Source organism: Stenotrophomonas sp. YJH_SMC_110 (genome assembly GCF_059369255.1).
Genome location: NZ_JCAFSM010000001.1, coordinates 1,003,775 through 1,016,471, shown reverse-complemented (window position 1 = coordinate 1,016,471; position 12,697 = coordinate 1,003,775). Strand labels below are relative to the sequence as shown.

The following is a 12,697-nucleotide window of genomic DNA, read 5'->3' as shown; positions in this document are numbered from 1 at the left end:
CCCGCTGCCCCTCAACCACCCTCTGTGTCGGGATCGGTCTGGCTGACAACGGCGAAGGAGGGGGCTGGCCTGCGCGGACGAGGCCCGTGCGTGAGCATGCCGTGCCCATCAAGCGCCGACGGTGGCTCGACGGGCGCTGGCGCGGACGCCGTCCGCGATGGGGTGCCTCCAACGAAAGGCGTCAGCATGAGGACGCCAGACACGATGACCACCGAGGCATGGATTGCCACGTGTTTCATGCTGGACGTGCTGATCGCGATAGGGCGAGCGGCATCACCGAGCAATGCCAGCGCCGCCAGAACGGCCAGCACGACGAGAGCGCCCAGCAGGCAGCGGACAATGGCCACCTGCATCTTCATGAGATTGAAGTGCCCGGGTTGGGATACCGCCATCCAGAAGGCGACCTGATCCGTGTCCAGTGGCGCCAGCGTGTCACGGACACCATGCACTCCCAGACGCTGCATCGTTTGCCGCATGATGCCAGCACGCCCGGGCACGCTGGCCGACAGCAGCGATTGCAACCAGTGCCACGGTCGGGTCAAGCGTTCCATGCGGGCATGGGCCTCGGTAGCGGACACCCGGTCATGCGGTCGGTCCAGGGCTGCGGTGAGGGCCGTGTGGTTGCGCGGCTGCAGCTGCCAGCGGCGATGCAGCAGGTTGCGCCGTGCGCGGACCCGGTAGGGATCGATATCAGCCCGGATCTCATCCCAGCAGAAGTATCGACCGAGCAGATCGAAGTTGGACTCGCACAGCGGCTGGCCCTGGTGCAGCAGCTGCTGCAGTACCACGTCACCGATACGCGGCCTGTCGGCCAATGACCACAGCTCCGGGCGATGGGCCAGCCAGTGCTCGAAGCTGGCCGGGTCGGCGTCGCCGGCGGTGTTGATCAGCAGGCGCGCAAACCGGGGCAGGTTCAATGATGGCTCCACCACATCGTCCGGCATGTCGGTGTCGGGCGTGCATGGATGATGCAGCACCGGCATGTGGTCCATCGGCGAATGGCTGTCGTACGGCGCCGGTGGGCCGGGTGGGCTGTTGTCTGCAGGTGGCGTCGACAGCGCTTCTGCACTGCTTTCCTCCTGCCATTGCGTGCGGCTGCGTGCCCACAGCAGGGCCTGCTGGTAAGCCTCGTGCAGCGCCTGGAATGCCACCGGGTCTTCGTCCGGGCGTGCCGCGCGCAGTCTCTGCGCGTAGGCGCGCTTGATCGCCTTTTCGTCGGCGCTGGCGTCGAGCCCGAGAGCGTCCAGTGCCCGGTTCACACGGTGTTTCCAGAAGCAGGTGGAGGCAGGTCGATCGACAGGCGACGGCACCTGTCACGCAGGAACCAGGTGGTCCATAGCAGCAGGACCAGGGCGCAGCCCACTTCGGGGACGAACATGCCGATGCCCGGTCCAATCAGGTTGCGCGGCCGGAATCCCCGGCCATCCTCGCGCCGGATCCAGCGTGCCGTCGCCAGAGCAAGGCCAGGGAACAGCAGCAACGTACCTTCCAGCCGCAGATCCAGGCCATGGACCAGGATCAGGCTGGCGAGGGCGATCAGCGGCGCTGGCAACGCCAGTAGCCATCCCCAGCGCGAAGGGGGCAGATCCAGCGTCAGCTGGCGCAGCGCCCAACGGACATGGACCCACAGAGCGCCGGCCAGGGCGAGCAGGACCCCGAGCAGCACGCCGCCTATGCCGAGCGCGGCGGCGGTGCGCAGGTCACGCTGGGCAAGACTCATGAGAGTCGAGCCACCGGCAATCGCGAGCGTCAGGGCAGCCAACAGGCCGCCCCGCAGCGCATTGACCTGGCAACGCCAGCGGTTGGGACGGGAAACGTCGGCAAGGCTGCGCCAGAACTGCACCTGCTGCCGATCCCAGGCGGCGGGCAATGGCTCCTGGCCGCCGCGTTCCAGCGCATCCAGCAGCGCGTTGACCTCAATGATGTGCTCGGGCAGCTGCGCCTGCCAGAGGGATCGTCGCGCGTGCCATGGCTGCGACAGGTAGCGCAGGCAACGCGCAAGGGTGACCCTCCCCAGCCGCAGGCTGCCCTCTTGTTCAAGCAGTGCCGACAGCTCTGCCGCATTGCCGGTCTCGGCGGCCCAGCGTCGATGACCGCGCGACTGGATCGATGCCAGCCTGTCCGGATCCACGCCATCGTGTACATCATCCCAGCCAAAGCAGCGTGCCAGCAGACCCATGTTGGCTGCGCTGACGCTGTTGTGACTGCGTGCCAGTTCATCCAGCAGCGCGTCGCCCACCAATGGCTTGTAGCGCAGCGACCACAGCACCGGCGTGGCCTCCAGCCAGGGGCCGAAGTCTTCAGGGGAAGACAGATGGGCCATGCGCAGGATCGTGTGCGCATGGCCCGATACGTGGACCGCTCCCTCCAGTTCCGCCACTGGTGCCGTGCGCAGCAGCACAGGCGTGCCGCGAGGTGGCCATGGAGGCGAGTACGAACGCGTTTCGGGCGGCGCCCATGCCACGTCTGCGTCGGGCGGCCAGGGTGCGATGTCGGTTGCATGCTCCGCCGGTTCGTCTTCGTCCGCGATATCGGCCAGCGCTTCCTGGCGGACCCAGTCCAATGCCGCCTGATAGGCCTCATGCAGGTGCTGGAAGGCGATGGGATCCTCGTCGGGGCGCGTCACCCGCAGGCGCTTTGCATAGGCGCGCTTGACCGCGCGCTCGTCAGCCGTTTGGTCCAGCTCCAGGACGTGCAGTGCCCAGCTCATGCATCGCGCTCGAGGGCGTCGAGTGCCTCGTCCAGCTGACGGCGATGACGCTCGACGGCAACGGCATCCTGGCTCTCCAGCACATGGCGGAAGCTGCTCAGCCACGACTGCAACTGTTCACGGTGATGGATGCGTTCCTCGTACAGGCGCTCGGTGCGGGCGATCACCGCGAGGTTGGGCTGGGCGTCACGCGGGTGGATCTTCAGCGCTTCCAGCGCGCGCAGGCGCTGCTGGATCTCTTCGGGTGACAGCAGCCCGGGATTCTGTTCCAGGATGAGCTCGTGGCGCCTGCCGGTGGCATCCTCGGTGACTTCCACCTGCAGCAGCCCGTTCACGTCGTAGGTGAAGCGGGCGGTGACGCTGCGTTCCTGCATCGGGACAGAATGGGTCAGCGGCACGGTCAGCTCACCGAGCTTGATGTTGCGATCCACCGTCGGGCTCTCGCCCTGGAACACGTCGATGCGGATGGCACTTTGCCGCTCGTGCAGCGGGTAGAAGCGATCCTCGCGGCTGACCGGCACCACGCTGTTGCGCTGGATGATCGGGTGGAAATAGCCGCTGCGCTCGCCACCGGCAGCATCCTGGCGGGACACCTGCGTGCCAAGCGTGTAGGGGCAGACATCGGTCAGCACGACTTCGCGCAGCGATTCGTCGCGCGCCTTCAATCCCGCTGCAACGGCGGCACCCAAGGCAATCGCCTGGTCCGGATGGACATGGCGCAGCGGCAGCCGGCCGAACATGCGGGTCGCAAGCCTGCTGACCATCGGCATGCGTACCGCACCGCCGACCAGGATGATGTCGTCCAGCGCCTCGGGCTTGAGCCGGGCGTCGCGGATCGCGCGCTCGATGGGCGCGCGCATGCGCAGCAGCAGTGGCTCGCAGAGCTGGGCGTAGCGAGCTTCATCCAGCTGCCACTGGCGTTCGCTGCCGGCCAGGGGCAACTGCAGGCTGGCAGTGCCGCTCTGGCTGAGTTCGCGCTTGAACAGTTCCAGCCGACGCAGCAGCTGCGCCTGCTCGGCAGCGGACAGGTCGCTGGCGGACGTGCCCTGGTCGGCGTGGAAGGCCTGCACGAGTACCTGCAGGAAATCCTCGCCGCCCAGGAAATTGTCGCCGGCGCTGGCATGCACTTCGACCACGCCATCGAACAGTTCCAGGATGGAGACGTCGAAGGTGCCGCCGCCCAGGTCCAGCACCAGCACGCGGCCTTCGCCGTCACGCTCCTGCAGACCATAGGCCAGCGCAGCGGCCGTGGGTTCATTGATCAGGCGCTCGACGCGGATGCCGGCCAGTTCGCCGGCGGCCCGGGTGGCCTTGCGCTGGGCGTCGGAGAAGTAGGCCGGCACGCTGATCACCGCTTCCTCCACCTTGTGGCCCAGGGCGGCTTCGGCGTCGGCCAGCAGCGAGCGCAGCACCATGGCCGAGAGCTCCTCGGGACGGAAACTGCGCTCACCCAGCCGGGTCTCACGGTCGCTGCCCATCCAGCGCTTGAAATGGGCCACGGTCTGCTGCGGATGGCTGACCAGGCGGTCACGGGCCGGCTGGCCGACCAGTACGGCACCATCGACGAGGCTGACCACCGAAGGGGTCAACAGCTCGCCATGGGCATTGGGGAACAGCTGCGGCCCTGCTGCCGTGTGCCTGCCGATGAGGGAATGGGTGGTGCCAAGATCGATGCCGACGATCATCTGCGAACGTCCGATGTGCAGAAAACGGCAATTCTAGGAGCGCGGCGCAGGCCTGACTATCGGGCGTTGCCCGACAGCGCCCCACGGGCTATGGTCCCGGGCTGTTCTGTCGTACCGGATTGCCTCATGTCACCACGCAAAGCCCTCCCCACCGCCCTGGCCCTGGGCCTGACCCTCGCCACCGGCGCCCACGCCGATGAAGGCATGTGGATGCCGACGCAGCTGCCGGACCTGGCCCAACCGCTGCAGGCCGCTGGCTTCAAGGGCAATCCGGCCGACCTGGCCAACGTCACCGCGCCGCCGCTGAGCGCCGTGGTGCGCGCCGGTGGCGGCACCGGTTCGTTCGTGTCCGCCGACGGCCTGCTGCTGACCAACCACCACGTGGCGATGGGCGTGATCCAGTACAACAGCTCGCCCGAGCACGACCTGATCGCTGGTGGCTTCATCGCCAGGGACCGTGCCGACGAGCGCCCGGCCAACCCGGACTTCCGCGTGCTGGTCACCGTCGGCTTCGACAAGGTGACCGACCAGGTGCTGGCGCAGGCCCGTGGCAAGACCGGCCGTGCCTACTTCGATGCCGTGGATGCAGCCAGCAAGCAGATCGTGGCCGAGTGCGAGAAGGACGGCAGCGTGCGCTGCTCGGTGGCCAACATGTACTACGGCACCGATTTCTACCGCATTGCCCAGCTGGAACTGAGCGACGTGCGCCTGGTGTATGCGCCGCCGCGTGCGATCGGCAACTACGGCGATGAGATCGACAACTTCATGTGGCCGCGCCACACCGGCGACTTCACCCTGCTGCGCGCCTACGTGGGCAAGGACGGCAAGCCGGCCGCCTACAGCAAGGACAACGTGCCCTACCAGGCGCCGGCACACCTGCAGATGTCGGTGGAAGGCCCGAAGGAAGGCGATTACGCGATGCTGGCCGGTTACCCGGGCATCACCTACCGCCACCGCACCGCGGCCGAATTCGCCGGCCAGATCGATACCGTGCTGCCGCGCCGCGTATCGGTGTTCCAGCAGATGATCGACACCATCGAGGCCGCCAGCGCCAAGGATGCGCAGGCGCGTACCCGCTACGCCTCGCAGCTGCAGTCGCTGAAGAACAACCGCAAGCGCGCCGCCGGTGAACTGGAAGGCCTGCTGCGCAGCGACGCCAAGGCACAGCGTGCGGCCGACGAGACGGCCATGCTGGCTGCCACCGACCGCAGGTACCAGGGCGACATCAAGGCGCTGCTGGCCAACCTGTCGCAGGGCGCGGCGGTGGGCGAGCGTGACCTGCTGCTGGAGCAGATGGCCGCGCAGAGCCAGCTGCTGCGCTCGGCGCTGCTGCTGGAGCGCCTGCGCATCGAATCGGCCAAGCCGGACGCGCAGCGCGAGAGCGGCTACCAGCAGCGCGACCAGGCGATGATCGAAGGGGTGCTCAAGCAGGTCCAGCGCCGTTACGCGCCGGAGGTCGAGAAGGCCCTGCTGACCACCCTGCTGACCCGCTACCAGCAGCTACCGGACGCGCAGCGCGTGGCCGAGTTCGACGCGGCCTTTGGTCGTACCCCACAGCAGCTGGCCAAGGCACTGGACACCCTGTATGCCGGTACCCAGCTGGGTGAGGAAGCGCAGCGCCTGTCGCGCTTTGCCGCCGCACGCGAAGGCAAGGCACTGGCCGCCGATCCGCTGATCAGCGTGGCCGGTCCGCTGGTGGCCGCGCAGCTGCGCATCGAGAACGAGAGCAAGACCCGCGAAGGCGAGCAGCTGCGCCTGCGCCCGGCGTACATGCAGGCGCTGTTCGCCTGGCGTGCCAGGCAGGGCCGCGCGGTGTATCCGGATGCCAACCGCACCCTGCGCATCAGCTACGGCAAGGTCGAGGCGCTGCACCCGCGCGATGGCGTGACCTACTCGCCGGTGACCACCGTGGCCGGCATCGTCGAGAAGAACACCAACGCCTACCCGTTCGATGCACCCAAGCCGTTGCTGGCCGCGATCGCCAAGGGTGACTTCGGCAGCACCGCCGATCCGGCACTGAAGACCCAGACGGTCAACTTCCTGACCAACCTGGACACCACGGGCGGCAACTCCGGCTCGCCGGTGCTCAACGCCAGGGGCGAACTGATCGGCCTGAACTTCGACAGCAACTGGGAGTCGGTCAGCGCCAGCTGGTGGTTCGACCCGCGCTACAAGCGCGCCGTGCACGTGGACATGCGCTACCTGCGCTGGCTGCTGGCCAAGGTCTACCCGGCGCCCGAGCTGCTGAAGGAAATGGGCGTGCCGGCCCAATAACGCCGGTACCTGGCAGGCGCCCACCGCTTCCTGGTGGGTGCCCATTGATTCCCGGTAGGTGCCCACTGTTAGTGGGCACGGATGTCCCCGTCACGACCAACGGTCGTGACCCACCAGACGGATCAACGATCGTGACCCACGGCCATGCCCCACCCTTGCGGTCCTTCCTCGTGACCTACCCGCACGACCAGCGGTCGTGATCTACTGACCCCTGTCCTGACGGAAACGCACGCGTGGTCTCCAGCTGGATCCTGCTGCTGGTCTCGGTTGCCTATGCCGCGCTGCTGTTCGGCGTGGCGTGGTGGGGCGACCGTCGGCCGATGTACCCCGACCGGCCGTGGCTGCGGCCGGTGGTCTACAGCCTGGCACTGGCCGTGTACTGCTCGTCGTGGACCTTCTACGGCGCGGTCGGCACCGCCGTGCGCAACGGCGTGGGCTACCTGCCCATCTACATCGGCCCGCTGCTGCTGCTGCTGTTCGGCTGGCGCATCATCGAGCGCCTGGCGCTGATCGCGCGCAGCCAGAACGTGGTCTCCATCGCCGACTTCATCTCCTCGCGCTTCGGTCGCTCGCGGCGGCTGGCGGCGCTGGTGGCGATCATCGCGCTGATCGGCATCATTCCGTACCTGGCGCTGCAGTACAAAGCGGTGGCGATGAGCCTGCAGGTGCTGACCGGCAACACCGGCCCGACCGGCTTCTTCACCGATCCCGCGCTGTACGTGGCGCTGCTGATGGCGCTGTTCGCCACCCTGTTCGGTACCCGCCAGGTCGATGCCACCGAACACCACCACGGCATGATGCTGGCCATCGCCTTCGAATCGGTGATCAAGCTGCTGGCGATGCTGGCCGTGGGCGTGTTCGCCTACCTGTGGCTGAGCAACCGCACCGCCGCGGTGGTCGAGTCGGTGCATACGCTGTTCACCGGCCTGCCGCCGGTGGGCTTCATCTCGCAGACGCTGCTCAGTTTCCTGGCCATCATCTGCCTGCCGCGCCAGTTCCACGTGGCCGTGGTCGAGTGCGGCGATGTGCGCGACGTGCGCCGCGCGCGCTGGATGTTCGGCGGCTACCTGGTGCTGATCTCGGGCATGGTGCTGCCGATCGCCACCGCCGGCGTGACCCTGTTCGGCACCGGCGGCAGCGTCGCCGACGACTCGATGGTGCTGGCTCTGCCGCTGGCCGAAGGCCGCAATGCGCTGGCGCTGATCGCCTACGTGGGCGGCTTTTCGGCGGCCACCGGCATGGTCATCGTGTCGTCCATCGCACTGGCCACCATGGTCAGCAACGACCTGGTGATGCCGGTGCTGCTGCGTCGGAGCGGTGACCACCAGGAGGCCGCCGACGTCGCTTCGCGCGTGCTGTGGATCCGCCGCCTGGCGATCCTGCTGCTGGCGCTGATGGCCTACAGCTACTACCGCACCAGCAGCAATGACAGCACGCTGGCCTCGTACGGCCTGATGGCGTTCGCAGCGGTGGCGCAGTTCGCGCCCGGCCTGATCGGCGGCCTGTACTGGCGCGGTGCCAGCCGGCGTGGCGTCGAGGTGGGCATGCTGCTCGGCTTCTCCACCTGGCTGTACACCCTGCTGTTGCCGGCGATGACCATGGCCGGCTGGGTCGATGCCGCCTGGGTGCAGCACGGCCCGTTCGGCATTGAGTGGCTGCGCCCGCAGCAGCTGTTCGGCATGACCGGCTGGGATCCGCTGACCCATGGCACGTTCTGGTCGCTGCTGGTCAATGCGGCGACGATGATGCTGGTGTCCGCACGCTGGCGACCCGGCGTCGACGAGCGCCTGCGCGCTGCCCCCTTCCTCGACCCGTATGCCGAACGCCCGTCGGTGGCCGGCGGCTGGCCCGGCCACGTGCACGTGGGCGACCTGCTGGCACTGGCCTCGCGCGTGGTCGGCGAGCGCCACGCGCGGCGTTCGTTCTTCGAGCAGGCGCAGTCGCTGGGCCGCGAGCTGCAATCCTCGGCGCCTGCGGACCGGCCGTGGGTACAGTTCACCGAGCGTCTGTTGGCGGCCTCGATCGGCGCGGCATCGGCGCGCCTGCTGCTGACCAGCCTGCTGCGTGGCTCGGGCATGGACCTGGGCGAAGTGGTGGCGGTGCTGGACGAAGCGGGGCAGGAGCTGCGCTTCAACCGCGAGATCCTGTCGACCACGCTGGAGAACATCAGCGCCGGGGTCAGCGTGGTTGATCCGGACATGCGCCTGACTGCATGGAACCGTCGCTACCAGGACATGTTCGGCTACCCCGACGGCATGCTCTACGTGGGCCGCCCGGTGGCCGACCTGATCCGCTACAACGCCGAGCGCGGCGAGCTGGGCGAGGGCGATATCGAAGTGCAAATCAACCGCCGCATCGGCTACATGCGCGCCGGCTCACCGCACGTGTTCGAGCGCACCCGCAGCGACGGCAAGGTGATCGAGATGCGCGGCCAGGCGCTTCCCGGCGGCGGTTACGTGACCAGCTACAACGACATCACCGACTACAAGCACGCGGAAAAAGCACTGCTGGAGGCCAACGAGACGCTGGAACAGCGCGTGGCCGAGCGCTCGCACGAGGCCGAGGTCGCGCAGCAGTCGAAGACCCGCTTCCTGGCGGCGATCAGCCATGACGTGCTGCAGCCGTTGAACGCCGCACGGCTGTTTGCTTCGGCGCTGCGCGACAGCGACCATGTGAGCGACGAGCAGAAGCACCTGGCCGAGCGCGTGGATGCGTCGCTGCGTGCTGCCGAAGAACTGCTTGATGGCCTGCTGGACGTGTCGCGGCTGGATGCCGGTGGCCTGCACCCGGTGATCGGCGAGTTCGACGTGAGCGCGCTGATGCGCGAACTGGCCGCGCAGTACACGCCGGTCGCCGCCGGCCGTGGCCTGCGCCTGGACCTGTTCACGCGTCCGGCCTGGGTGCGCAGTGATCGCCGCCTGCTGCGCCGCGTGCTGCAGAACTTCCTGGCCAATGCGCTGCGCTACACCCGTCAGGGCCGCATCGTGCTGGCGGTGCGCCAGCGTGGCAACGAAGTGGAGCTGCAGGTATGGGATACCGGCCCGGGCATTCCCGAGCACCACATGCGGCAGATCTTCGACGAGTTCCACCGCTACCAGCAGCCGTTCGATTGGGGCGAACAGGGGTTGGGCCTAGGCCTGTCGATCTGCCAGCGCATCTCGCGCCTGCTTGACCATCGCCTCAATGCGCGCAGCCGGGTTGGCAAGGGCTCGATGTTCTCGATCATCCTGCCGCGGGTGGCGCCGCTGCCGGGCTATACCGAACTGGCCGCGCCGGTACAGGCCGCAGCCGCGCCGCTGCGCAGCGATTCGCTGGCCGGCCTGCGCGTGCTGTGCGTCGACAACGACGAAGAGATCCTCGACGGCATGCGCGCGCTGCTCGGTCGCTGGCAGGTGCAGGTGATTACGGCATCGACGGTGGATCAGGCGCTGGAGAAAGTGGCCGAGCGGCCGCAGGTGATGCTGGTGGACTACCACCTGCACGACCGCATGGACGGCCTGGATGCGCTGGTGGCGCTGCGTGAAGCCGCCGGTTACCCGCTGCCGGGTGCGTTGTTGACCGCCGATGGCCGCGACGAACTGAAGCGGATGGCACGCGAACGCGGCTACCGCGTGCTGACCAAGCCGATCAAGCCAGCCTCGCTGCGCGCCTTCCTGGGCGCGCTGCGCGATGCCGGCAATAGCGATGCCTGATTGGCAATTGTAGAGCCGAGCCCATGCTCGGCTCCCGAACGCATGGCGGCGCCGATATAGCCATCGCTATACAAACCAGCCCTGCCTGCGCGTTTCGCTGGAAATGCGCCACGTGCGGATCGCGATGCTAAGCTTCGCGTCCCCTTGGGGAGTAGCCGGATTCCTTCGCAGGAATCGTCCACGTCAACATACTCGGCCAGTGCGCCGTGGCGTGGACAACCATGATGGTTGGCGAGACCAGCGGCCCGCGCGCGCAACGTCAGGTTGGGCGCGAGCGCAGGCCGTGCGTCCGTCCCAGCCCGACCTCAGCCACCGCCCATGTCCCCCATTTCGATCCTCCTGATCGGCTTTGCCATGTCCACCGATGCCTTCGCCGCTGCAATCGGCAAGGGTGCGGCCATGCGCAAGCCGGTGTTCCGCGATGCATTGCGTGCCGGCATCATCTTCGGCGTCATCGAGGCGATCACGCCCATCATCGGCTGGCTGCTCGGTCGGGCTGCCCTGCAATACGTCGAAGCCTTCGACCACTGGATCGCCTTCGGCCTGCTCGGCGCACTGGGCATCCACATGATCTACAACGGCCTGCGCCCCGACAGTGCTGAGGACGACGAAGATCCGTCGCAACACCACGGCTTCTGGAAGCTGGCGCTGACCGGTTTCGCCACCAGCATCGACGCGATGGCGGTGGGCATCGGCCTGGCCTTCATGGATGTACATATCGGCGTGATGGCTGCGGTGATCGGCCTGTGCACGCTGACCATGGTCACCGTCGGCATCATGCTCGGCCGCGTACTGGGCAGCATGGTAGGCAAGCGTGCGGAGATCATCGGTGGCGTGATCCTGGTGATCATCGGCGCAACGATCCTGTACGAACACCTGCACGGCGTGGGGTAACGCCCGCCCCTGTAGAGCCGAGCCCATGCTCGGCTGCTTCACATGGCAGCCGAGCGTGGGCTCGGCTCTACATTGGAGCATTCGCCGACATGCAGCACGGCATTTCGCTGATGGAGAGGCTGTCATGCGTGCCATAGCCTCTTCGCATGGCCAGTCCCGCACTCCGCTTTGGTCGCTGGTCGCAGACCGGCAATGTCTACGCGATCACGGCTGTGACACGCGCACGCCGTCCCTGGTTCGACGACAAGGCCAATGTCGATCTGCTGATCGAAGCGCTGCGCACCGTAGAGCGGACGGGGCGGACCTCCTCCCTCGCCTGGGTGATCATGCCGGATCACCTGCATTGGTTGGTCGAGTTGCGTACCGGAACGCTGGCCGGCTGCATGCAGATCCTGAAGTCCCGGAGTGGAAGATCCATCGCCAGGCGCGTTGATGCGAACGCACCGATCTGGCAGGCGGGGTTCTACGATCATGCGCTGCGCAGTGACGAGTGCCTGCGCACGCAGGCGATGTACATTGCAGCCAATCCAGTGCGTGCTGGGCTGGCCACGCGCATCGGGGAATACCCCTATGTATGGAGTCGATGGCGGCTTTGGGGGTGATCGGTATTGAGGCCAAGAGCAGCCGAGCATGGGCTCGGCTCTACAGGGGCATCATGAAGGCTGCGGAGCCGAGCACATGCTCGGCTCCGCAGTCCGTTACGATCAATCTTCTTCCGGCGGCAGCACGATGGCGTCGTCGTCGATCGCCAGCTTGCCGGCCATCAGCACGGCCTGGGTGCGGTTGGTCACGCCCAGCTTGCGCAGGATGGCGGTGACGTGGGCCTTGATCGTCGCTTCGGAGACATTGAGGTCGTAGGCGATCTGCTTGTTCAAGCGCCCAGCGCCGAGCATCTGCAAGACGCGGAACTGCTGCGGGGTCAGCTCGCGCAGGCGCTGGCCGACTTCGCGTTCTTCGCTGCCGGTGGGTGGCACGTTGTGCGCTTCCGGCGGTGCCCAGGTCTCGCCATCGAGGATGGTGCCCAGTGCGTGGCCGATGGTGTCCGAGTCGGCGGACTTGGGAATGAAGCCGAGCGCGCCGTGGTCGAGGGCACGGCGCATCACCGTGGCTTCTTCGCGCGCGGACACCACCACCACCGGCAGGTGCGGATGCAGCGAGCGCATGTGCACCAGCGCGTTGAAACCCTGCGCACCGGGCATGTTGAGATCCATCAGGACCAGGTCGGCGTCATTGTGCTGGTCGGCCAGTGCATACAGCGCTTCCACGCTGTCGGCCTCGAACAACTGCACGCCGGGGATGACCCGCTGCACGGCCCCGCGCAGGGCCTCGCGGAACAGCGGGTGGTCATCGGCAATCAGGAGGGTGGTCATGGTCGGGGGGAACCGTGGGGGGAAACTGCATGGGGCCAGATCCTCCGGGGTCAGAGCCCGTTCCTGGCGGAA

Annotated in this window: 8 protein-coding genes and 1 riboswitch; of the genes, 4 read left to right on the top strand and 4 right to left on the bottom strand. The window is 67.4% G+C overall.

Annotation, left to right across the window (positions count from 1 at the left end; all coding sequences use genetic code 11):
• Window positions 1-11: 11 nt before the first annotated feature.
• Genes AC5P6H_RS04550 through AC5P6H_RS04540 form a run of 3 tightly spaced genes read right to left on the bottom strand, consistent with a single transcriptional unit; the run spans window position 12 to window position 4,395 of the window.
• The gene (locus AC5P6H_RS04550; RefSeq protein ID WP_197621549.1) at window positions 12-1,259 is read right to left on the bottom strand and encodes a J domain-containing protein; all 1,248 of its coding nucleotides are present in this window, start codon (window positions 1,257-1,259) and stop codon (window positions 12-14) included.
• Complete coding sequence (locus AC5P6H_RS04545; protein WP_080053030.1) at window positions 1,256-2,710, bottom strand: J domain-containing protein; 1,455 nt, start codon at window positions 2,708-2,710, stop codon at window positions 1,256-1,258. The genes AC5P6H_RS04550 and AC5P6H_RS04545 overlap by 4 nt, the downstream gene beginning before the upstream one ends.
• Complete coding sequence (locus tag AC5P6H_RS04540; protein ID WP_046433293.1) at window positions 2,707-4,395, bottom strand: molecular chaperone HscC; 1,689 nt, start codon at window positions 4,393-4,395, stop codon at window positions 2,707-2,709. Before AC5P6H_RS04540 ends, AC5P6H_RS04545 begins: the two co-directional genes overlap by 4 nt.
• Before the next feature lie 126 nt (window positions 4,396-4,521).
• Between AC5P6H_RS04540 and AC5P6H_RS04535 the strand changes: the two genes are divergently transcribed.
• The 4 genes from AC5P6H_RS04535 (at window position 4,522) to AC5P6H_RS04520 (ending at window position 11,857) form a co-directional block, all read left to right on the top strand.
• Window positions 4,522-6,669 (top strand): S46 family peptidase, encoded by a 2,148-nt coding sequence (locus AC5P6H_RS04535; RefSeq protein WP_049442105.1) that lies wholly within the window; start codon window positions 4,522-4,524, stop codon window positions 6,667-6,669.
• A gap of 233 nt (window positions 6,670-6,902) precedes the next feature.
• A complete protein-coding gene (locus AC5P6H_RS04530; protein WP_495202343.1) occupies window positions 6,903-10,361 on the top strand; it encodes a hybrid sensor histidine kinase/response regulator in 3,459 nt (1,152 codons plus the stop codon).
• 140 nt (window positions 10,362-10,501) lie between these two features.
• Window positions 10,502-10,591: riboswitch (yybP-ykoY riboswitch) on the top strand.
• Window positions 10,592-10,679: 88 nt separating this feature from the next.
• Entirely contained in the window at window positions 10,680-11,255 is a 576-nt protein-coding gene (locus AC5P6H_RS04525; RefSeq protein ID WP_032957840.1) for a manganese efflux pump MntP, read from the top strand.
• A gap of 146 nt (window positions 11,256-11,401) precedes the next feature.
• Window positions 11,402-11,857, top strand: a complete 456-nt coding sequence (locus tag AC5P6H_RS04520) for an REP-associated tyrosine transposase (protein WP_142235025.1) — start codon at window positions 11,402-11,404, stop codon at window positions 11,855-11,857.
• 102 nt (window positions 11,858-11,959) lie between these two features.
• On the opposite strand, the gene AC5P6H_RS04515 is transcribed toward AC5P6H_RS04520, so the two are convergent.
• The gene (locus AC5P6H_RS04515; protein WP_006477308.1) at window positions 11,960-12,625 is read right to left on the bottom strand and encodes a response regulator transcription factor; all 666 of its coding nucleotides are present in this window, start codon (window positions 12,623-12,625) and stop codon (window positions 11,960-11,962) included.
• Between the last annotated feature and the right edge of the window lie 72 nt (window positions 12,626-12,697).